The 21626-nt window shown below is 61.6% G+C and carries 21 protein-coding genes and 1 pseudogene; 11 read left to right on the forward strand and 11 right to left on the reverse strand.

Features of this window, described 5'->3' with window-relative positions; translation table 11 throughout:
• Together A3AY_RS35560 and A3AY_RS40605 are read left to right on the forward strand one after the other, a co-directional pair.
• Positions 1-431 (forward strand): IS66 family transposase (locus A3AY_RS35560; RefSeq protein ID WP_040668855.1); only part of this gene is annotated, 431 nt, incomplete at its 5' end.
• Positions 431-736 carry a hypothetical protein gene (locus A3AY_RS40605; protein ID WP_018326619.1) on the forward strand — a complete coding sequence of 102 codons (306 nt, stop codon included), beginning with the start codon at positions 431-433 and terminating at the stop codon, positions 734-736. The genes A3AY_RS35560 and A3AY_RS40605, both read left to right, overlap by 1 nt.
• A gap of 533 nt (positions 737-1269) precedes the next feature.
• On the opposite strand, the gene A3AY_RS0119170 is transcribed toward A3AY_RS40605, so the two are convergent.
• The gene (locus A3AY_RS0119170) at positions 1270-2091 is read right to left on the reverse strand and encodes an alpha/beta fold hydrolase (protein WP_018327286.1); all 822 of its coding nucleotides are present in this window, start codon (positions 2089-2091) and stop codon (positions 1270-1272) included.
• 152 nt (positions 2092-2243) lie between these two features.
• Positions 2244-6866: a Ti-type conjugative transfer relaxase TraA gene (traA, locus tag A3AY_RS0119175; RefSeq protein WP_026203616.1), complete on the reverse strand. Its 4623-nt coding sequence runs from the start codon at positions 6864-6866 to the stop codon at positions 2244-2246.
• A gap of 222 nt (positions 6867-7088) precedes the next feature.
• On the opposite strand from traA, the gene A3AY_RS0119180 reads away from it, so the two are divergent.
• The 4 genes from A3AY_RS0119180 (at position 7089) to A3AY_RS0119195 (ending at position 9919) form a co-directional block, all read left to right on the forward strand.
• Positions 7089-7376 (forward strand): TraC family protein, encoded by a 288-nt coding sequence (locus A3AY_RS0119180; RefSeq protein WP_018327288.1) that lies wholly within the window; start codon positions 7089-7091, stop codon positions 7374-7376.
• A complete protein-coding gene (locus tag A3AY_RS0119185) occupies positions 7366-7605 on the forward strand; it encodes a conjugal transfer protein TraD (RefSeq protein WP_018327289.1) in 240 nt (79 codons plus the stop codon). The genes A3AY_RS0119180 and A3AY_RS0119185 overlap by 11 nt, the downstream gene beginning before the upstream one ends.
• Positions 7596-9500 (forward strand): Ti-type conjugative transfer system protein TraG, encoded by a 1905-nt coding sequence (traG, locus tag A3AY_RS0119190; RefSeq protein WP_018327290.1) that lies wholly within the window; start codon positions 7596-7598, stop codon positions 9498-9500. The genes A3AY_RS0119185 and traG overlap by 10 nt, the downstream gene beginning before the upstream one ends.
• Before the next feature lie 116 nt (positions 9501-9616).
• Positions 9617-9919 carry an alkylphosphonate utilization protein gene (locus A3AY_RS0119195; protein WP_018327291.1) on the forward strand — a complete coding sequence of 101 codons (303 nt, stop codon included), beginning with the start codon at positions 9617-9619 and terminating at the stop codon, positions 9917-9919.
• Between the two features lie 141 nt (positions 9920-10060).
• On the opposite strand, the gene A3AY_RS39755 is transcribed toward A3AY_RS0119195, so the two are convergent.
• The 4 genes from A3AY_RS39755 to A3AY_RS35565 form a co-directional block, all read right to left on the reverse strand.
• Positions 10061-10219 carry a hypothetical protein gene (locus A3AY_RS39755; RefSeq protein WP_018327292.1) on the reverse strand — a complete coding sequence of 53 codons (159 nt, stop codon included), beginning with the start codon at positions 10217-10219 and terminating at the stop codon, positions 10061-10063.
• 417 nt (positions 10220-10636) lie between these two features.
• The gene (locus A3AY_RS0119205; protein ID WP_018327293.1) at positions 10637-10972 is read right to left on the reverse strand and encodes a hypothetical protein; all 336 of its coding nucleotides are present in this window, start codon (positions 10970-10972) and stop codon (positions 10637-10639) included.
• A 73-nt stretch (positions 10973-11045) separates the two neighbouring features.
• Complete coding sequence (locus tag A3AY_RS0119210; RefSeq protein ID WP_018327294.1) at positions 11046-11369, reverse strand: DUF736 domain-containing protein; 324 nt, start codon at positions 11367-11369, stop codon at positions 11046-11048.
• Positions 11370-11764: 395 nt separating this feature from the next.
• Positions 11765-12151 carry a hypothetical protein gene (locus A3AY_RS35565; RefSeq protein ID WP_420830341.1) on the reverse strand — a complete coding sequence of 129 codons (387 nt, stop codon included), beginning with the start codon at positions 12149-12151 and terminating at the stop codon, positions 11765-11767.
• A gap of 200 nt (positions 12152-12351) precedes the next feature.
• On the opposite strand from A3AY_RS35565, the gene parS reads away from it, so the two are divergent.
• From parS to A3AY_RS41200, 3 genes and pseudogenes are all read left to right on the forward strand, one after another.
• Positions 12352-12837, forward strand: a complete 486-nt coding sequence (gene parS / locus A3AY_RS0119220; protein ID WP_018327295.1) for a type II RES/Xre toxin-antitoxin system antitoxin — start codon at positions 12352-12354, stop codon at positions 12835-12837.
• Positions 12834-13340, forward strand: a complete 507-nt coding sequence (locus A3AY_RS0119225; RefSeq protein WP_018327296.1) for an RES family NAD+ phosphorylase — start codon at positions 12834-12836, stop codon at positions 13338-13340. The genes parS and A3AY_RS0119225 overlap by 4 nt, the downstream gene beginning before the upstream one ends.
• Before the next feature lie 145 nt (positions 13341-13485).
• Positions 13486-13575: pseudogene (locus A3AY_RS41200) on the forward strand (type II toxin-antitoxin system RelE/ParE family toxin); the annotation flags it as partial.
• A 96-nt stretch (positions 13576-13671) separates the two neighbouring features.
• Here A3AY_RS41200 and A3AY_RS0119230 read toward each other — a convergent pair.
• A complete protein-coding gene (locus A3AY_RS0119230) occupies positions 13672-14613 on the reverse strand; it encodes a DUF2493 domain-containing protein (RefSeq protein ID WP_018327297.1) in 942 nt (313 codons plus the stop codon).
• Between A3AY_RS0119230 and A3AY_RS40615 the strand changes: the two genes are divergently transcribed.
• Positions 14612-14932 (forward strand): hypothetical protein, encoded by a 321-nt coding sequence (locus A3AY_RS40615; protein ID WP_018327298.1) that lies wholly within the window; start codon positions 14612-14614, stop codon positions 14930-14932. The genes A3AY_RS0119230 and A3AY_RS40615 overlap by 2 nt on opposite strands.
• Positions 14933-14942: 10 nt before the next feature.
• Here the strand turns inward: A3AY_RS40615 and A3AY_RS0119240 are convergent, their stop codons facing one another.
• The gene (locus tag A3AY_RS0119240) at positions 14943-15980 is read right to left on the reverse strand and encodes a DUF7146 domain-containing protein (RefSeq protein ID WP_018327299.1); all 1038 of its coding nucleotides are present in this window, start codon (positions 15978-15980) and stop codon (positions 14943-14945) included.
• Between the two features lie 335 nt (positions 15981-16315).
• On the opposite strand from A3AY_RS0119240, the gene A3AY_RS0119245 reads away from it, so the two are divergent.
• Positions 16316-17506 carry a DUF1173 domain-containing protein gene (locus A3AY_RS0119245; RefSeq protein WP_018327300.1) on the forward strand — a complete coding sequence of 397 codons (1191 nt, stop codon included), beginning with the start codon at positions 16316-16318 and terminating at the stop codon, positions 17504-17506.
• Positions 17507-17686: 180 nt separating this feature from the next.
• Here A3AY_RS0119245 and A3AY_RS0119250 read toward each other — a convergent pair whose 3' ends face one another.
• The 3 genes from A3AY_RS0119250 to A3AY_RS0119260 form a co-directional block, all read right to left on the reverse strand.
• Positions 17687-18877: a hypothetical protein gene (locus A3AY_RS0119250; protein ID WP_026203617.1), complete on the reverse strand. Its 1191-nt coding sequence runs from the start codon at positions 18875-18877 to the stop codon at positions 17687-17689.
• A 262-nt stretch (positions 18878-19139) separates the two neighbouring features.
• Entirely contained in the window at positions 19140-19328 is a 189-nt protein-coding gene (locus tag A3AY_RS40620; RefSeq protein ID WP_018327303.1) for a hypothetical protein, read from the reverse strand.
• Positions 19329-19401: 73 nt separating this feature from the next.
• A complete protein-coding gene (locus A3AY_RS0119260; RefSeq protein ID WP_018327304.1) occupies positions 19402-21501 on the reverse strand; it encodes a ParB/RepB/Spo0J family partition protein in 2100 nt (699 codons plus the stop codon).
• Between the last annotated feature and the right edge of the window lie 125 nt (positions 21502-21626).

A 21626-nucleotide genomic window follows, 5' to 3' on the forward strand; every position in this document is an offset into this window, starting at 1 on the left:
GGCGAACACTCCGCCAGCAACACGCCAGACCCATTCTGGCGGACCTCAAGGCCTGGATTGAAACGACGCTTTCGACGCTGCCGCAGAAACAGAAGCTTGCAGAAGCGATGCGCTACGCTCTCTCGCGATGGGCAGCTTTGAGCGTCTACGTTGACGATGGCCGTGTCGAAATCGATAACAACATNGCTGAGCGCGCTATGAGGCCACTCGGAATTGGAAGAAAAAATTGGCTCTTCGCCGGCTCCGACAAGGGCGGCGAGCGCATCGCCAATATCCTGACCATCATCGAGACAGCTAAACTCCATGGCCACAATCCAGAGACCTATCTGACAGACGTCCTGACCAGGATCCAGAGCCATCCGAAGGATCGACTTGAGGAACTGCTCCCGTGGCAGTGGACTCCGGCAAAAGACCGGTACGAGGCTGCGTGATGGCGCGCTCAAGGATCATCTATACCCTCAAAGAGGTCGCTGAGATGATCGGCGAGAACCTCGAGTTGATCGAAGAGGTGACCGCCAACTCGGATAATATCAGCGAGGGCGAATTGCTTTATGTCCGCGACGGCAGCGAATACGGCACGAAGGGCCTGACCGAGAACGGCGTGGACGAGCTCCAAAATCTCATCGCCGACATAAGGACATGGGATGGTGGAATCCGCCAGTTTCTCGTCGATGAACAATGCGATCCGGATGTGGTCGAACGCGTTATGGCAGACGAGATGAAACGCGGCCTATAATATCGGCCTCTCAACCAAGCGAAAATGCCTTCGCCGGACGCTCACGGATCGAGACCCTCGACAAGGGCTGTTGGTAATGATGCAGGCAAGTCCGGTCTGTGCGTCGTCGGGGTCGGCGCAGCTCCTCTGACGCCACCTGGCCGTTCGTCGCTGGCGAAACTGGATCAGGCTCGCAAAGCGCGCCAAGGGCCTCCTCTTGAAGGGGAGCGAGCGGCAAAAAATCTCCGGCCATTCTCTGCAGGCCGACCTTGCCCCTCGGCCGAGTCGATGAGCGTTTATGTCCAGAACCAGCTCGGCCATGCAGCGGAAATGACCCGCAAATATCGACGCCGACGTGATCAATTCCGCATGAGCCTCACCAACGCATCAGGGATTTGAACTGTCACTGCCCGCCCGTGAAGCGGCTAGGTAGAAATTCCGCGTCGGAAACTTAGCTTAGCTCTTAGTGGACAACCCATAGGCGATTAGTCCGAAATTATGTAGCACATGCCGCAAGCTTTTCAGTGGGGTGCCGTGGCAAGAGCGGCTCCTTCTTATCGACGCTCCAGAAATATTCGAATTAAGTCGGCCACCTTTTCGGGAGCTTCCCAATGAATGTTATGGCCTTGGCCGGGAAGGGAAAGGAACTCCGCGCCGACGATCGCATCATTCATCTGGGCCTGATGCTCCTCAGTCGCGATATTGTCCTCCTCGCCCCGAAGAATGAGCGTTGGCGCGGAAATATCCTGCAGAAGCGGCGACGGATCATAGGCAAGCTGCTCGTAATATATCGAATGCCAGATTCGTGACGGCACCGCGGCGCTTTCGCGTCGCGCTTGGGCGAGGAAATTCTCGTCGACCGGAACTGCGCCAGAACACCATTCCCGGATGAATGCGCTTTCTGGATCGATTGGATCGCGGAGCATCTGGATGTTTTCCCACAACCACCCCCGACGTTCGCGCAACACGGCGGAGGTAGACATAAGAACGATTTTTCGGACGAGACAAGGCCACCGCTCAGCGAGTGCTTGCACAAGCCGTCCACCCAGCGAATGGCCGACCACGTGGCACGGCGCAAGGTCCAAGGCCACCATCAGCAACCGGACATCATTCGCCATCTCGGGAATCGTATAGCAACCCTCAGGCTTGTCCGAATTCCCATGACCCCGCAGGTCTGGCGCTACGACGCGAAAGCCCGTTGCGAGATACGGCGCGGTGAGGCTCCAGCTTCGGGCGCTGTCAGTAAACCCGTGTAGCAGGAGGATGGGCATGCCGTTGGGGTCGCCCAACTCGACGTACGCAAGTCGGAGCCCGTTTGGCAACACGACGGTCCGCTTTAGCGCTGTAAAGTGCTCTTGGGAAATCGGTTCGACCACACGTCCACCCTCATGCTAAATTCATACTACTAAGGTGACTGTGGCAATATCTCGACGCCATTGGCTGACGATACCGAAGTCGCACCGTGCCTGCTTGTGGCATCTGCTACATAATTCCGGATTGGTCTTCCCGCGGGCCGCTTCCCCCGCCCTTAAATATCGATGCCGTGCGCACGATTTCTGACGCGCTCGGGCTGCTCGGATATAATCGCCCGGCTACTGTCAACCCACACTATTTGTTGCAAGACTTTCAGCTTGTGCCGCATTGCCTCGAATGCGGGTCGTTGCGCGGGCGGAACCCGGTTGATGAGATCCTTCTCCTCGCGAAGGATCGCATTGCGGCCAAAGCGCTCATCGAGCGCCTTGCTGACAGCAGCAAACTCGCGCCGGATGCCCGGATCGAGGGAACCGACGAATATCCCAAGTCTCCGGTCGTCTTTCTTCCCCTCAATCGCCAGTCGCGCCAGAACCGCCTTCGCCTCTTGCGACAATCCCGGAATGGCGACTGCCATGCGGCGGCGTTCTTCAGTAACGGCCTGGCTTTCAGTATCGAGTAAGCTTGCGTAGGTTGAGCCGAGCAAGCGCAGACGGACCGCGAGTTCAGGCACCGCCTGAAGCGCCCCTTTCCTTTCCCGACCGGAGGCAAGCATCCGATCCATGATGCGATCCGAGCCTCGTAGAGCGCCATAAGCGGCCGGATCGTTGACCACTGCGGCTGCAATTCGATCAGCTGCAAAGCGCTTCACCAGGAGTTCCTCGAGTGTTCCGACCGCGCCAGCCGGATCACGCCAGATGCGCGTTGCGGTGTCCGCCAGCGCGGCGCGCTGCTGGCGATAGAGCGGCATTGCCAGAGCCCGGCTTCGAGCCTCCTCGTCGACCGGTGTCTTGAATTCGATGACCGCCGTAAGCATGGGAAGAACGGTGGCATTCTCCTTTTCAGGGTCGACGCTTGCAGGGCCTGCGATGAGCGAGCGGTTTCGCCGCTCCGCGAGATGCTGCTCCTGTGCGAAACGCTTGACAGCGATAAACAGGCTGGTCAGTTCGCGGCGTTTTTCAGAGGTCAGATTGTCTGGCATGCGCTCGATCATGGCCCGCTCGGCAACGGCGTCTGCCTTTGACGTAAAGGCGCTCCAGCCAAACCGTGCCGCCACCGCCTCGCTGACAGCCTTGATCTCCTGGACGACCGATCGATCTTCCGCGGCGATTGCAAAGGCTGTTTTGTAGGCATCATTCCCGCCACGGTCGCGCACTGCCTCGATTTCGACCAGACGCGCCAGCGCCTGTGTCGACAGCGCGGGAATCGACAATGACATACGAGCGCGCCGTTGCTGCTCGCGGATGCCGAAGCGTTCGGCCTGTCGTCGGAACTCGGTTGCATGGGCGCGTGCAAGCGGCAGCAATTCCGATAACGCGGCCCTGGCCGCGTTGCGCTCGTCACGCGCAGCGCGACCATCGACTATGAGATCAGATCCATGCAGCCGGCCAAGGTGCTGGGGCATGGTCGCAAGATCCTCGGCAAGCCTCCGCGGTTCGACACCGGCAGTCGACGACTGCGCATTCAAGGTGGCAAGCGCCGCGTCCGGATCTCGGTAGATTCTCTCCAGCAGTGGCCGCAGATTTGCTTCACGCTCCTTCCAGACCGGCGACGAAAGTTGCGCCAGCCGCGCCTCCTCATCGGCGCTGCGGACAAAGACGGTTGTTGGCGCAAGCAGATAGCGGGCACCGTCAGAGCCCGCTGCAGCGAGCGGCTGATAGAGAACGGCACTACCGTCATAGGCGACCGCTCGTTCGCGCTCGATCGCGATGCCGAGCGCAATGCTCGCCCGCTCCCAGAGTCTCGCCACCTGCTCCCTTTTCTTGGCAATCCCCGCCAGCCGCGACGAGACGCGCTCCTCCATTTCGGCCGCAATTACTGAAAGACTATCGATACCGCGGCGGCGGGCAAAATCGCTCGCATGCAACCGGTATCCCGCCTCTGTTTCGAAATCGAGTGTCGTCGTCTTGGCGCCGGAGCGCGACAATCGCTCGACCAACCGATGGAACACTTCCGGCCGGTGGCTTTCCCGCTCGATTCGCTCTGCGCGGGCTTCAGCCGTTTCGATCTGTGTCGCGGTCCAGATATTCCGATCCACGCTGCGCTCTTCGAACTGTTTCTGGCCAGTTTCCTCATCGATCACGGGGACCTTCACCGTAACTTTCTCGACGCCGTCCTTGCGCAATGTCGCCGTATCGCCCAGGCAAACGCCGCCCTTTTCCAACGCCTTCGGCAAGCTGACACCCCACAGACGATGGATGGCGCCATCGTCGGTTTTGATGTCGACATAGGGGCTTTGCTCTACGTCTTGTTCGGCTCGGAATTTTGCCGTCCCCTCCTCCACAAGCTCGCCCGTGACACCGGCCGCATGGCTCGCGCGGGGTTTACGGCCCCATTCCGGTTGTGCCTCAAAGTCTTCTTTCGCAACGTAGAGATCGGCACGATCGCGATGCCGGGTCATCGACACATAGGTCAGGTGCTGGTCCATCATGCCGGTCGCGAGCACGAACGTCCGATCAACCGTAGCGCCCTGCGATTTGTGTATCGTCGCGGCATAGCCATGATCGACATTACGGTAGCTGCTCTCGCTGAAAACCACGTCACGGCCGTTATCGAGACGCACCGAAAGCACTGTTCGGCCACGTCTGTCGGTCGTCGAAACGACCGTGCCCAGCATACCGTTCTTTACATATTGCGCACCGAGATGCTTGGCACGCGACTCGACGAACCGGGCGTTCTCGAGGAAGATGATGCGATCCCCAATGGCGAACTCACGCGCCCCGCGTTCAGTCTGGAACGCGCGACCGTCACGTAGCGCACCCTCCCCGACCATGATGGCCCGCAGTGCCTCATTCAGCCGTCTCACGTCCCGGTTGGTGTGGGCAAGTACCAGAAGTTCGTCACCGCGAAACCGGGCGGGTTTCCCCAGCGTCGTCGATTGATCAAGAAGCTGACGACGGGCATCGGTCCAGTCGGAAACAAGGTGTCCCATTACGTCCCCGCGCGTCTCAGCCTCGACAAGATGGCCATGCTGAGCATAGGCGTCGAGTCCCGCTTCCACGTCACCGCGGGCAAACAGCCGCGACGCGTCGCGCGACCACTGCTCGCGCTGCCGGCGCACGCCGGAGAGCTCGGCAAAGCCGATCCGCTCCGTGATCGCCCGGAAGGCAGCACCCGCCTGGATCGGCTGAAGCTGCATGGCGTCACCAACCAGGACGACTTTGGCCGCCGCTCCTTCAACGACCTTGAGCACGCGCGCCATCTGCTGTGACGACACCATGCCGGCCTCGTCGATCACCAGCACATCGCCGCGATCGAGATTGTCGCGCCCGGCGGCCCAGGCCAGTTCCCATGATGCCAGCGTCCGCGACCTGATACCGGAGCTGTCTTGGAGACCTTCGGCTGCCTTGCCGGCAAGGGCAGCACCTATCACCCGGTGGCCGTCGTTTTCCCAGGCGATGCGAGCGGCTGAAAGCAGAGTCGACTTTCCGACGCCAGCGAGCCCGACGATAGCTGCAATGGCACCATCCCCGGTGACATGACGGACAGCGTCCACCTGCTCCGCATCAAGTTGGAAGCGCCTTTCCGGATCACCTGTTTCAACCCTTCCGATCGCCGCCCTGATCCGCCGATCGGCAACGGCGAACCCGCCGCGCTCCGACAAAATCCGCGCCGACTGCGCCATGTCATATTCGATGCGCAGGATGTCCCGCGTGGTGAAGATTGCCGGCTCGGCGGCTCTTCCGTGTTGCGGATCGAACAGCTGCGGCTTCAACATGACCAGATCGCTTGAAGCCATGAGGCGCGCGAGGATATTGACGAAATCCGACGGATCGTCGACACAGCGATGCAACGCCCTGGCAATATCGCGCTCGTCAAAGGTGGAGCGCTCATTGCTGAGCTGTTTCAGCAACAACGCCGGGTCGGCCAGCAACCGATCGGCCATGGCCTGCCTTCGTGCCAGATCCGCCGGCGCGAAAAACACCTCCCTGCCTTTTCGGGCCAGTGCGGCCTTTTCCGGACCGAGATGCTTTTGCGCAATCCCGTCGAGCCCCTGTTCGGCATACGAACGGCCATCAAGCCGGATGTCGTGGCCGGCGAGCGCCAGATGCCGATTTGCCGTTTCCGCCCAGGCCATCTTCCACGCCTTCATCGTTTCCTTGTCGCCCGCCCAGAGCGTGTAAACGATCTTGCCTTGTGGCCGGTCCGGTGTGACCACCCGCAGCGGCTGTCCATCCTCTCCCGTCACCGCCACCCTTTTCGCCCCAAACCCCTCCTCTTTCAGCGGCCTGAGCGTCGTCATCAGGTGGATATGCGGATTTCCGTCCTTGTCGTGATAGACCCAGTCGGCCACGATCCCCCTGGCCGTGAGATTGTCGCGGACGAATTCCCGCACCAGCGCGATATTCTCCGTCCGCGTCAGTTCCTCTGGCAGTGCGATGATCAGTTCCCGGGCGAGCTGTGCGTCGGCCCGCTTCTCGAAAGCATCGACGGCATTCCACAAGACCTCGCTTGTGCCGGCAACGGATCGCCCGTCGATACTCGTGTGAAGCCAGACCGGTATATCCCCTGGCAGGGCCAGTTCCTCATGCACCAGTTCCGACGCGCCACCGCGATAGCTGAAGGACGTGCCGGCCTGTTGGTCAATCATCCGGGCGCGATGACGATAGGCGGCAGCGGCGACGATGCTGCGTCCTCCTCCTCTGCCGATCACCTGCGCTCTCACGAACATGATGGCCACGACCGCCCCCCAAGCCTTGCGAGCACGTCGCGTCAGCGACGTATATTGCGCCCTCAAACCGATCGGCCTGATCAGGCCGATGCCGCTTTTCCGGAAGGCCGGCGACTGCCGGAATTCCGGTGCGACATTTTTCGGGTAGCGCAAAGTGGCCTATTTTACTATCGTATTCTAGTTAGTATAATTCAGATAGCGACCTCATCGACACAGGAAGGGAAACAGGGAATGGCTGCAAAACCATCAATTCTCGATCTCGACGCCCAGATCGACAAGCTACGCGAACGCAAAAGGCTCCTCATCATAAAGTCCGCCGAGCGCTTTGCCCGCGCCGCAACCAAGTCCGGTCTGGCTGAAATGGAGATCGCCGACGAGGAGATCGACCGGATCTTCGACGAGCTTGCGGCCCGATTTCGCAAAGGGGAGAAGAAAGGAGGTGCTGTCGCGGTTGCTCAGGCGCGTCGACCAACAGGTGGCGGGACTGGAGCGACGGCGGAGGTTTCTCATGACAGCTGATCGCAAGCGTGAAGCCCGCCACAAAATCCTGCTCGGCGGCATTGTCGCCAGGGCAGGATTGTCCAGGGCCGACCGGGCGTTCCTGCTCGGTGGCCTCATCCAACTGGCGCAGGTGGTTCCCGGCTCGGCCGAGCACCGGCGGCTGCGTGAGATCGGTGCGGCGGCATTCAAGGCCCCTCCGTTGGCAGCGGCCTCCCCACACGTGGAGGAGACGGCGGAATGGCAGTGAACGGGAGATTTCATCCGAGCCTTCTGCTCATACTCGCGCCGATCGCGGTGACGGTATCGACCGCCTACATTTGTGGCTGGCGATGGCAGGACCTGGCCACCGGCATGTCAGGCAAGACGCACTACTGGTTCCTGCGGATGGCACCCGTGCCGGCGCTTCTGTTTGGACCGCTCGGCGGTCTTTTGACCGTTTGGGTATTGCCGCTTCATCGCCGCCGGCCGATCGCACTGGCGAGCCTGTTGTGCTTTCTGATTGTCGCGAGCGTCTACGCCTTGCGAGAATATGAACGTCTCGCACCATCGGTTGCGACCGGGACAGTCACATGGGATCATGCGCTGGCCTTCCTGGACATGATTGCCGTGATCGGCGCGCTTGCCGGCTTCATGGCAGTCGCGGTCGCTGCCCGCATCTCCGTCGTCGTGCCCGAACCGATCAAACGCGCGCGGCGCGGAACGTTCGGGGATGCTGACTGGCTTTCCATGGCGGCTGCGTCGAAACTGTTTCCGCCGGACGGCGAAATCGTCGTCGGCGAGCGTTACCGCGTCGACAAGGAAATCGTTCACGAACTGCCCTTTGATCCGAATGATCGCGCCACCTGGGGGCAAGGCGGCAGGGCTCCACTCCTGACCTACAAGCAGGATTTCGATTCGACGCATATGCTCTTCTTCGCCGGATCGGGCGGGTACAAGACGACAAGCAATGTCGTGCCGACCGCACTGCGCTATACCGGGCCACTCATTTGCCTCGATCCCTCCACCGAGGTCGCGCCAATGGTCGTCGAACACCGCAACCGCGTGCTCGGTCGCGAAGTCATGGTGCTCGACCCGGCCAACCCGATCATGGGATTCAACGTGCTGGACGGCATCGAGACGTCACGTCGGAAAGAGGAAGATATCGTCGGGATTGCACATATGCTTCTGTCGGAAAGCGTGCGTTTCGAATCCTCGACCGGCTCGTACTTTCAAAACCAGGCGCATAACCTTCTAACCGGCCTGCTGGCCCATGTCATGCTGTCGCCGGAATATGCCGGGCGGCGTACCCTGCGCAGCCTGCGCCAGATCGTGTCCGAGCCGGAGCCTTCTGTGCTCGCCATGCTGCGCGACATTCGGGAAAATTCGCAATCGGTCTTCATCCGCGAAACGCTGGGCGTCTTTACCAACATGACGGAGCAGACATTTAGCGGTGTCTATTCAACGGCGTCGAAAGACACGCAGTGGCTCTCCCTCGACAGCTATGCCGCGCTCGTATGCGGCAATGCCTTCAAGTCGCGCGATATCGTCAGCGGCAGAAGGGACGTGTTCCTCAATATCCCGGCGTCGATCCTGCGCTCCTACCCCGGCATCGGCCGCGTCGTCATCGGCTCTCTCGTCAACGCCATGGTACAGGCCGACGGCGGCTTCGAGCGGCGGGCGCTCTTCATGCTGGATGAGGTCGACCTGCTCGGTTACATGCGGGTCCTGGAGGAGGCGCGTGATCGCGGTCGCAAATACGGCATTAGCATGATGCTGATGTACCAATCGGTCGGACAGCTCGAGCGGCACTTCGGCAAAGATGGCGCAACCTCCTGGATCGACGGCTGCGCGCTCGCCTCATACGCCGCCATCAAGGCCCTCGACACGGCCCGCAACGTCTCCGCACAATGCGGCGAAATGACCGTTGAGGTTCAAGGTCGCTCCCGCAATATCGGTTCGAAGAACGGTACGCGCAAATCCGAAACGGTAAATTTTCAGCGTCGGCCACTGATCATGCCACACGAGATCACCCAGTCGATGCGCAAGGACGAGCAGATCATCATTGTTCAAGGCCATAATCCGATCCGCTGCGGCCGGGCGATCTACTTCCGGCGCAAGGACATGGATGAGGCGGCAAAGGCCAACCGTTTCGTACGAAGCTGAGCAGCGATACACCAGGTTTGTCGCCGCGCGTGATGAAGCCGATAACACGCGCCCATATTGCGCCGATATCTTTCCTGCGGTAACCGGCATCTGCGAAACTGAACCGGAAGATACGCATGTCCAACGAAAACGACGACTATGTCTATGATGAAGCAACGGGTGAATGGCGCCCGGCGTCCGAGATGGCGGCGACCATCGCGGGTGACGCGGTCGTTCGGGACGCAAGCGGGAATGTGCTGGCGGACGGCGATTCCGTCACGCTGATCAAGGATCTGAAGGTCAAGGGAGCGGGCCAGACGCTGAAGCAGGGCACCGTCATCAGGTCGATCCGTCTCACCGACAATCCCGAGGAAATCGACTGCCGCTACGAGGGGATCAAAGGTCTTGTCCTGCGGACCGAATTCGTACGCAAGCGCTAAACCGAAGCCTTCGCGAGGCGATTGGTGACCGAGCCTGCCTTTCCTGACACGGCTGGGGGACGCAGGGGGCTCCTTCGCCAGCCTTTCCGTCCGGTCGATCCGGACGGAAAGGCTCTCGTCTCGACCAGAAAAAGCTGCCGATCATGGCAGCTTCTCCTGGATTTCCGCTGCCAGTTCAGCGCGAATGGTCCCGAGCTCGGCTTCGATCTGCCGGCGTTCGTCCGGGTCGATGCAGGCGGACATCTCGGCACGCAACTCTTCGATCTGGCGTTCGAATTCGACAAGCTGTTCGGTGGTCATCGTCGTCATCTCCTTAATTGATGTGAAAGATGCCGCCGGCAGTCATGAGGGGATGGAGGGGTCAAGGCTCGCGGAACGCGACCGGCAGAGCCGGCGCGCGGAGGAACCGATTTTTTCGGAGCGGAGTGAAACGCAGCGCAGGGAAAATTGGAGGGGCCGCGCGGCCTTGAGGCCTTGATCTCCGCATGGCAGACTTTTCCAGAACTGAGCAGACAGCCCCCGTCTCGTGTGGCACCCCGAAGCCCGCAAACGGGTTCGATACCCGTTTGCGGGTTGGCAATCCGACCTTGTCGGAGACATATCGCGGATGCGTGAAGAGGTTGCCCGTCTCAGACTGGATGCGTCGGCCCTGAGCAAGCCCCGGGGCCAGGTCGCATTGGGCCGAGCCCCATGTCTCGAGTTTCGCGGGGCGCTGCGTCATCCGGTAGAGGTATCACCCTCCTGCATATCCCGTAGAATGGTTTCCGGCACGCACCGGAGTGCGTCACGTGCGTAGTCGTCTAGTAGCTTCCAGAGGGTACCGGAGGACATCGGGATAAAGTCGTAACCCTTGGCGATCGCCGCAGCCCTGAGGTCGGAAAGCGTCTCATGCGCACGGTATTGCGTGCCGAGCCAAAGTGCCAGGTCATCGCCTTCCTCATCAAGGAAGGCTTGCAGGAAGAAAGTCTGGAGGGGACGGTCGTATCCGATGACGGCATCGGGATCGGCGTGTCGGGTAGCGGTTTTGGTGACGGTGATCGTATATCGGCTCATTGGAGGATCCTTTGATCGGAGAGATTTGCAGATCGGGCGCCGGCCCCGTTGCCGGGGCCGGCCGTTGTGGGACTTAGGCCGGGTTGTTCCAGAGGATGACCTTGCGGTTCGGCTCGCCGCCGGGGGCGGGTGCGAGGTTGCCGAAGATCACGCCAATCTCCGGGGCCTCCAGCTTGACCGAAAGGTATTCCTCGCCGGTCTGGCGGGCGATGCGGCTCCAGCCTGCGCCGATCTCGAAGCCGGTCTTGCGATGGATGACCCGGTAGTCCGGGGCTTCCTCGCTCGCCTTATTAGCGTTCGGGAGGATGGCGATCGGGGCGTTGACCCGGATGGTGGCAAAGACGCCTTCGAGGCTGCCATCGGCCTTCTGCGTCAGGGTTGCGATCGTGGTGGCCATGTGACTTGCTCCTTCGGTTGCTCGGGACCATTCCCGATGACGCCCGAAGAAGGGGCCGAACTGCAGGCGTCACCGGAGCGACAGCGAAGGGGAACCCCCTTGCGGGGTTGACGCTGCTCGCAGCCGGTCCCTTAAAGAGGCGGCACAAGAAAGGGGAATGGTCTCCTGCAACCGAAGGCCGCGACAGATCACAGCGGCCGTCCGACCCGGCGCTGGCAAGTTCGACTGCGCCTGTGATCGCTTGGACACCGTCGGGCGAAATGCCCCTCGTCCCGCTGCGGCCAACAAAGTCGATGCGAAGCGCCACGTCTGACCACATCCCTTCGATGTCCAGACTGCAGCCAACGCGCTGTTGCCGCAGTATCGTGGCCCGGACACGGACCTGGTCGGATTGATCAGGCCGGGGCGATCGGGGCCGGGCGTCCGCTTGGTCTATCCGACTGACGCGGCGACCCGATTTGCGCGACTTCGCGCCGAACGCTGCGGCGATCCTCCTTACTGAACCGGCTGAGCGCTGGTCCGTCCGGCTCAAGGTACCAGGACTGCTCGGCGACATCGTCATTGTATTCGTCGACGATGATCCAGCAGCGCTTGAGGTCGCTGAGGCCTGCCCGCCGGATTCGATATCGGAAACTTCCAGCGCGATCCATCGGCGTGCGGGGCTGGGTCGTGACCGCCAGAAGTGCCAGATGGATGAGGCCGTCGTTGGCTCCACGCGCCGCGACCACGACGCAGGTCGACCGGGTCTTGCCGCCCTCGGTTTCTCCGCGCTGTGTTGCCAAGCCCAGAGATGGGGATCACCTGACCGGGCAGGAACTCACGGCTCATCGTCATACCCTTCGCAGCGCGCCAACCGGTCGATCTACGGGCGACGCTCACGCGCCGTGCCTGCGACCTGCCAGACCGGGATGCCGACGGTCATCTTGAAATCGACCGCGACACATGACATATAGAAAATGACAGATGACGCGGGAGAAAGATCATGGCCATCACAGCAAAAGCCCGCCCTTTAGCAGCAGGCAGTAGTGAACTTCAAAAAATCGAAGCATTGCTCGGGGGCTCGCGTATTCTGGTACGTCGCCTGACCAGTGCCCTCGACGCCCATGAGTTGCTTCTGCACGGGTTGCCTGCCTCAGCGTTGGATCACCTTGTCGGCAATCTTGTCGTCATCGGCAAGAACGAGACCCTCGAAAAGGCGGTGGGCATGAGCTTGCGCACCTGGCAGCGGCGGAAGGACACGCCCTCCAAGCCGCTCAGCCAGGAACAGAGCGGCCGCGCGTGGAAATTCGCCGAGATTCTCGCAAAGGCGACGGATATCTTCGGAACGCAGGCGGAAGCCGAACAATGGCTGGAGCGTCCGGCGGTCGGGCTTGACCAGCGCCGTCCGATCGATCTCCTCGGGACGCCCGCCGGCATCGAGCTTGTCGAGGATCATCTCGACCGCCTCGAATACGGCGTCTATGCATGACCCTTGTGCCAATCGCGCTTGGCGGGACCGACCTAGTCGCGTGGCGGCTTGATCAGGCAGTCCACGCGCCGACATGGGATAGCGGGGAAGGCGCCTATCGGGTTGGCGGCCGTTGGAACAGCAAGGGGGTTCGCGCAGTCTATTGCTCGCTCGATCCAGCGACGGCAATTCTTGAGGTCGCCGTCCACAAGGGGTTCCGGGCGCTCGACACGGTGGCGCATGTGATAACAGCAGCTGTCATTGCCGATGCCGGTGATGTCCATGTCGTTGCTCCGGGTAGCGTGCCCAATCCCAACTGGCTGCGCCCGGGCATTCCCGGCGCGGGACAGCAAGCTTTCGGAGACGATTTACTTCGAAGCCACCGTTTCGTCGCGATTCCGAGCGCGGTCTCACCGCATAGCTGGAACCTGATTTTTCTGGCGGGGGGCGCGACAGGCGCCTATGCTCCGAAGTTCCAGGAGGCGTTTGCGCTCGATACGCGGCTGCACCCGCCTACACTATGAACGGGTCGGAGCCCTCCTATCAATCCGGCGCGATATTTGCAGGGAGCTGGAAACCCTAGTGCCAAATATTCGTATCACCATCCGATACAGAACTATTTGCCCAGCAATCCAAGACGGAGAGCACGGTCATGACGAGCAGCCTGCTGAGCGGATGGATGTTCCCACGCAGTTGCACGCAATCGAACGATTGACCGACAGGGAGTATGAGGCACTGATGGGACATCCTCGGCCCTAGCTCTAAAAGTGTTGCTGTGATCACGCCGTCGGAACAATGCCCGCAATTCGCGGTGGTCCTCCGTCATCCCTGGCTTTTATGCGGAGAAAATGGCGCTCACGCGCCATCCCCCGTGGCCTGCCAGACCGGGATGCCGAGCCGGCGGGCCTTGTCGGCGAGATTGCCGGTGATGCCCGATCCCGGAAAGACGATGACACCGGCGGGCATGACCGAAAGCATGTCGTCGTTGCGGCGGAAGGGCGCGGCCTTGACGTGCTTCGTCCAGTTCGGCTTGAAGGCGATCTGCGTCACCTTGCGGGCCTCGGCCCAGCAGGCGGCGATGCGTTCCGCGCCTTTTGGCGCACCGCCATGCAGCAACACCATATCGGGGTACTTGGCGAGGGCCTGATCGAGTTTCGCCCAGACCCGTTCGTGATCGTTGTAGTCCATGCCGCCGCCGAACGCGATCTTGGTACCGGCCGGGATCAGCACCTCGGTCTCGGCGCGGCGTCTGGCAGAGAGAAAGTCTCTGGAATCGATCATCGCCGCCGTCATGTTGGCGTGGCTCACCTTGGAGCCGGTGCGCGGCCGCCATGCCGATCCTATCTGAGCCTCGAACAGGTCGGCGGCATAGTCGCGCATGAACTCGAAACTGTTGCGACGTTCGAGAAGGGTGATGCCTTCGGCGACGAGGCGTTCCAGCTCAACGCTTTTGACCTCCGAGCCGTCCTGCTCGCGCTGTCCGGTGCGCTGCGCATCCTCATTGCGTTGCAGTTCCCGCTGGATGCGTTCGCCGGTGCGATGGAACAGATTGACGGCCGACCAGAGCAGATCCTCGAGATCGGGCTCCAGCCGCGTTTCACCGAGCATTTCGAACAGGGCATCGAAGATCGTCGTCAGCGACATCTGGACGACCGGCTCTTCCGGCAGGGGTCGCGGGTCGGGTTCGTCCTGGAAGGGGCGATATCCGAAGATCTGCATCTCGTAGATGAAGCGATCGGTCGGGGAAGATGCGTGGTAGGGCTCATCGCGGTCATCGAAGGGAAGGGAAAGGTTCATGATGATCTCCATCCGGTTGCGGCCGCGCCTCTCGCGGCCTGACGGCGATCCCGATCACGCGGAGACGGGCCGGAACCGCGGCGCGAAGCGCAGCGGACCAGCGCAGCGCCGGGCGGCGGAAGGAAGGTTTCTTGGAGCGCGAGGAATGTCGGCCGTCCTGCGGCCCGGCAGGGGAAGAAACCTGACTGACCCGCTGAAGGCCCGGATCGCGCGTGGTAAAGGTCGCCTCTCGGCAGGCCCGCAGGCGCGCGCCACCGGGAAGGAGAGCGGCGGCGTCAAGCCCTCCCGCCCGGCCGCGGACCTTGCAGCGGGCCTTTGATGGACATCCATCATGCGGGCAGGAAGGCCATCGCATCCTCCGGAGCGAGTTGCTCGCGAAGCCGCGCCGTCAACCGGTCCGGCCCCAGCCGCCGCAGATCCTCGTTGAAGTCGCCGAGTTCGGGGGAAAGCACGAGCGGCAGGATCCCCGCCGCCTGCGCCAGGCGGCTCAAGCCTTCGATCCCGTGCCGGCCTGCAGCATCGGCGTCGGCTGCAATGTAGAGGCGCCGGCATCCGGCGGGAAGTCTGAGGGCGGCGAGATGGTTGGCGGTGAGCGCCGCCGCCATCGGCATTGCGGGCAGCACATCCGACAGTGACAGCACGGTTTCGAGGCCCTCGCCTGCCGCCATGACAGACACAGGTTCACGGATCGGAAACCGGAAGCGAACGGCATTGCCAAGCAGATCGCCGAGCGCACGGCGGGGATCATCCACCTTCGCCTTTCCATCGCCGTTCGGATCAAGCCAGGTCCGATGCACGCCCGTGACGCGGCCGGCCGGGTCGGTCACGGCCGCAACAAGGGCCGGATAGCTCGTCATGCTCCCGGTCACGAGATCCCGATAATAGCAGGACGGATGGAACCACAGCGCCCGATGCACCGACGCCCGCAAGATGCCGCGCCGACGCAGGTAGTGATCGCCAAGCGTACCCGAAACCGGCTGGGTCATCTGGAGCAGGCGCCGAGCCCGTTCCGCTGCCGGTCGGCTGACGGAAGCTGTCCCGTTCGATTCATGCGTGCGAAACTGAGCGGGGTCGGGTCGCGGCAGGCTCAGGAAACGCCGGGCCTCGTCAGCGACATCGCGGAAGTCGACGAGGCCGCAGGCCTCGCGGACAAGATCGAGCAGATCGCCATACTGGCCGGTCGCAGCATCTGTCCATTTGCCGGCGCGGGAGCCGGAGAGACGGACGTAGAGCGAGCGACCCCTGCTGTTGGCGACGTCGCCGACGATCCAGTAGTTTCCGGCGCGACGGCCGGCGCAGAGATAATGGCGGCAAACCGCCTCGGCGTCGCGCGCGAGACGACTTGCCAGTTCCGAGGCAGACAACATGGATACGCCTCCTCCCTCACGAACGGGCTTCGACCACGCGATGCCGCTCACATACCCGCCGGCCGGTCGGACTTGCCGTTGATCATCAGCTTTGATCGCGCGTTCATGGGTAACCCTTGTCCGGCAGCAGGAAATGCCCGGTCGCTCTTCAATCTCTGCCAGGCCAACCTGCCCCAGGCCCTTCTCTTGCTCTGCTTGCGCCAAGGGTTTTCCTGCAGCGCCCGGCGCGATATACTGTCTTATTTAAATCAGTATATCGGCTTTGGTTTTGGAGGGTTGGCGAGCGGCGTTTCCAGCAGCCGAGCCGAACGGGGATTACGGGCAGGAGACAGAACATGCGGCGGTTCACGATAGGCGGTCGGACATTCGACGAGGACATGACCGAGTTTCAGTCGGCCCTGCAGGACGCCGTCGCGCGGAAGCTTCGCCCGTACTGCAGGTGCCGGGAGCCGTCAGTGGCCATGTATATCGCGCGTCTCGACGGGCAATACCTGATCAAGCGAATGCCGCTCTCGGGACGAGATCACGATCCAGCCTGCCCGTCCTATGAGCCCCCTTATGAACTATCAGGGCTCGGGCCATTGATCGGAAACGCCATCCAGATTGATGACGCGTCCGGGGCTGCGGTGCTGAAACTCGATTTCTCGCTGTCAAAGCGAGGCGTAGGCACGGCGCCAGCGTCCCCGGGAGAAGCGTCTGACACTCTGCGCAATGAAACGAAGAGATTGTCGTTGCGAGGAATGCTGCATTATCTGTGGGACGTGGGGGAATTGACGGAGTGGACGTCGCTCTGGGCCGGGAAACGCGGATGGGGAAGGGTCCGCAGCAGTCTGATGCATGCCGCGCGACAGATGACGGTTCGTGGCGGGCCACTCAGTGATCTTCTCTTCGTGCCGGAGGTTTTCCGCCAGGAGGACAAGGACGCCATTGCCGCCCGCAGAGCAGCAGCCCTTGCGGGGGCGCAGTCGTCGGGTTCGGGGACGAGGAAACTCATGCTGGCTGTCGGTGAAATAAAAGAGTTCGCGGCCGCGCGTGACGGCCGGAAGATTGTCCTCCGTCACCTCCCCTTTCCGTTCATGGTCGAGCAATCAACGTGGAACCGGCTGAATGTCAGATACGAAACCGAGCTTGAGCTGTGGCGATCGGGGGACGAATTCCACCTCATCCTTATCGCCACATTTGGAATCTCCGCCGCCGGGATTGCGGCGGTTGACGAGGTCGCCTTGATGGTAGTGAACGAGAACTGGATTCCGTTCGAAAGCGTCCATGAGCAACGCCTTCTGGAGAGGCTGTCGGGGTCGAAACGCAAGAGCGTTAAAGGGTTGCGTTTCAATCTGTCACGCAAGCAGCCGATCGTTTCGCTGACGTTGCCGGAACAGCGGCCTGCAGCAGTTGCAATGTTCGTTGTGCCGGCAGGGGCTGATGAGGACTACGAAAGGATACTGGGCGAAATGATCGAAGCGAGAGCGGAGATGACCCCATGGATATGGCGCGTTGGGCAAGGAGGTATGCCGGAGCTGCCATGAGAGACATTCCGGCTACAGCACCCAGTCTTGCCACTGCCTACCGTCTTGATGGTTTCGGCAGAATCGGGCGCGTGCCACGAGGGCGGGCAGTGACGCATGACGACACCCATCTGAGCTTTAAAAAGCCGGCCCGGCGGGGCCGACGGCTGGGCCATGAGATCGAGGGACGGAGGGAAGGGATCAGGTGGCGCTCTCCAGAAGCTTCTTTGCCTTGCCTTCGAGGTCGAGACGGGTGTCCTGATTGGCCTTTGTTCGTGCCAGAGCGGTAATTCCCTGAACGAAGTCGAAGATCGTCTCGGGCGGCCGCCCCTCTTCGGCAAGGACCATCTCGATGACCTTGCCTGTCTCGCCTTTCGAGAAGCCGCGCCGGCGCAGGAACGCATCGCGATCCTCTTGCCCGCGAGCAACGACGCGCTCGCGGGCGGCCTTGATTCCGGCGACAAACGGAGCGGGCGATGAATTGGCAAAGCTTGTCAGCGCGGGAGCCGCTTCGTGCGCAAAGCGCTGGGCGGCAAACTTCGAATGCCGGATGGTGATTTCCTCGAAGGCCTCCGTGCCCCAGAGATTCCTGTTGGCGCAGACAGCACGAAGATAAAAGGATGCTATGCCGAGCGTTTTGGAGCCGACCTCGCTGTTCCAAGCATAGAAGCCGCGAAAATAGAGATCCGGTTCGCCGTTCGGCAGGCGACCGGCTTCGATGGGATGTGTGTCATCCACCAGGAACAGGAAGACATCACGGTCGCTGGCGTAAAGGGTCGTAGTGTCCTTGGTAATATCGACAAACGGGTTGTGCGTCATCGTCGCCCAGTCGAGCACGCCCGGCACTTTCCACATGGTGTCGCCGGTGCCATTGCCGGCAATGTTCATCACTGCCGAGACAAGTTCGTGATCCCAGATGCGGCCATATTCGGGACCGGTGACCGCCCGCAGTTCGAGACGGCCATTGTCCGTCTCTAGGGTTTTCACAAGTTCGGCGCGGTGGTTGAGCAATCCGTGCTGCAAGTTGATGGCGGCAAGCGGCGCCGGCAACTGGCGCATGTAGGTCGCGGGCGCACCGACCAGACTGCAGAGCTGCCCGTAGCTCCAGTGCGTTGGTGCGACCGGTTGGCGCTGACCGGGAATGATGAGTTCAAGCCGTTCGGCATTGTCACGCGTGGCTTCCACCCGGATCGCCGTGCTTTCGACGGTGCGGGGGTGCGCGCGCTCGGAGCGGAATTTGACGGCATCATACAGGTTGCCAAGCGAGAGATAGCGCTCGTCGTCAGGACGCGAGAACCATTCCGACGACACACGGCCGATGCGTTCGCCGCGCGATATATCGACACGATAGCCGGAGGTGACAGGGCGAGGCGTTGTGGGTGACAGGTTCATGATGAAGCACCTTGAAAGCAGACCGGTCATCGCAGGGGCGAATGCCGGGTGAGGTTGACGGAAGGTGGAAAAAGGATCAGGCCGCGTGGCTTTGGCCTGGTCGGGTCGATGTCGATCTCCCAGCGCCGGTAATCGCACGGACCTTGGCGGCCAGGGCGTGAATATCGTCAAGCAGGGGGACCAAGTGGTTCGGACCGCGGGTGTTGCAGGTGCGGATGAGAATGCCATGGCCCGAGCCGAGACCGAATTGACCGACCTGTAGCTAAACCTGCTCGTGATGCAGGGTGATCTCACCGGAAACGGCGATGCCCGCCTTGTTCGAGCAGATATGGGAGGTGCCGACCGAGAGAGCGAGTTCAGCGGCGAGCTTTTTGTGCCGCGAACGGGCGATAGAATGAAAACGGCGCTTCTGCTCCTCGTCATAGGAGCAGGATCTTGTCCATTGAAACATGTTCGGATCTCCATGTCCGTACCTGCAACGGCCCGGCACCGTGGCCGGGCCTCGGGTTGTTCGAGAGAAGCGATTATTCAGCGGCGTCGAGATCTTCTTGGAGCTCGTCGGTGCGCGGCTCATCGGTCAGCACGGCTGGAGGGTCGGCAGCGGCCGCATCCCCGGCACCGTCATCGCCCAGATCGCCGGCCCCATCGTTGGTCGCACACGGTTCAATCTCATCCGCAGGGATCCGAAGCGGTTCGGGAAGCCAGCCGCTTGCTACCAGGAGGCGTTCGGCCTCGCGGGCCATGTCTGACTTCTTGAGGTGATCGATCAGTTGTGCCGACTGCTCGCCTTTTGCTTCGCGGACGGCCTGGAGGATGTGCGCTTTGGTGACGCGGCCAAAGTAGTTGGCGGCTGTCGGGGTCCAACCCGCCTCGACCATGTCGAAGCCCATCGACCGGGCGACCCGGTCGGCGTGCGCGATCGCGCGGGTGCGCTTGTTCCACGGCTCGATGACCGAATTCAGCGACAACGAAGCGCAATGAGCAAAGAGGACCTGGCGGCTGACCTCATCGAGTGCAGTCAGGAAGTTCCAGAGCGCGTTCGGATTCTTGGGCAGATCCTGACCCCAGGCCTCATGGCGCTGATCAGTTTCCTTCGCCCAGACCGTGTCGGCGAGACCCTCTGTCTGGCTGAACCTGGCACTCTGCAGCGCCAGCTCGAGGCATGAATCAGAGCCGTAACGGTAGAAGGTCTTCAGTACAAAGGCGTGAAGCACGGCGATGTAGGCAGTGACGGGATCGTTGGCGAGCGCATTGCGCAGGGCGATGGTGCGCGCCGCCGTGAGGTCAAGGACCAGCCGATCCGGAAGCGGTCGGGCTGCATCGTCTTCTTCCTCGCCCTGCGCAGCGGCGAGCGAAACCTCGCACGTTGCAACGACACCGTTGGTCGCAACCTCCGTATCGCCATCGACATCGTCGGTTCTTGCGTCGACGTTCACCGTCGGCTCGTCGTCCGGCCGGACGAAACCGCGCTCGATCTTGAGCTCTCCACCAGCACCAATCGAGATGAAGGCACCGCCGCGGGCGACCTCTTCGGGATCAAAGACATTGGGCCGGTCGTCAATGCGGTCGAGCTCGTTGCGGAGCTCTTCAAGCCGCTTTTCCGTTTCCTTGGAATACTCCCCCGCAGAAGCGTGGTCGGCGTCGAGCTTGAGATATTCACCTTTGAGGATGTCGTACCGGGCGAGCTCATCCTCGGTCATGTCAACTTGTTCGCCGTAGAAGCGGCGAAGGCCAGACGTATGACCGTATGGGAAATCCACAGCAGCCTCGACCCATTTCCAGCCTTCGGTGGCCTTGAGGGTTTCAGCGTCGATCGCGAGCTTTTCGATCACCAGCTGTTCCAGCAGTGCCGGATCCTGGAGCCAACCGCCTCGATCCTGCTCGAACAGGTCGTGCATCACGATGCCACCGGCAGCGTCGTAGGCCTCGACGCCAACATAGACCGCACGGCGGTCACTGGCACGGATGGCCGTTTCGGTCAAAAGGCGGCGAATGTAATAGGCTTCGCGCGCATGTGACCGCGATACCGTATCCCAGACCTGCTCCTGGCGAAGGTGATCATTGCTGATCGAGAAGGCCATGATCTGCTCGAGCGTCATCTCGTCAGTGGCATAAAGATCGAGAAGACGCGGCGAGACGGACGCAAGTCTCAGGCGCTGCTTGACGGTTGCGACCGAGATGAAGAAGCGTGCAGCGATCTCTTCTTCACCGAGACCTTGCTCGCGTAAGCTTTGGAAGGCTCGGTACTGGTCGAGCGGATGCAATTGGACGCGGTGGACGTTCTCGGCAAGCGAGTCTTCGACATCCAGTGTATCGCCACGGCTGACGATGCAGGGGACACCCGCCGTTTTCCCCAGACGTTTTTGGGAGACGAGCAGCTCGAGCGCGCGGTAGCGGCGCCCGCCGGCCGGGATACGGTAGATGCCGGTCTCATTGCCCTCGCCATCGAGTTCGGCACGGACGTTGAGGCTCGCGAGCAAGCCGCGATGCGCAATATCTTCTGCCAGCTCCTCGATGGAGATGCCCGCCTTGATCTTGCGAACGTTCTGCTGGCCGAGCACCAGCTTGTTGAAAGGAATGTCACGCGCGACGCTGAGCGTGATCTTCTGGATGGCCTGTGCCATGCTTTTTCTCCATGACGGGCCAGCCGGAGCCTCTCTCCAGCCTTCCTAACCCGTCACAGAATCCCCTCCCCCCTCCTACTTTCGCGCCACTCCCGGCCTCTGGAAAAACGCAACGCCCCCGTCGC

This window comes from Rhizobium giardinii bv. giardinii H152 (genome assembly GCF_000379605.1).
Classification (GTDB): Bacteria; Pseudomonadota; Alphaproteobacteria; order Rhizobiales; family Rhizobiaceae; genus Pararhizobium; species Pararhizobium giardinii.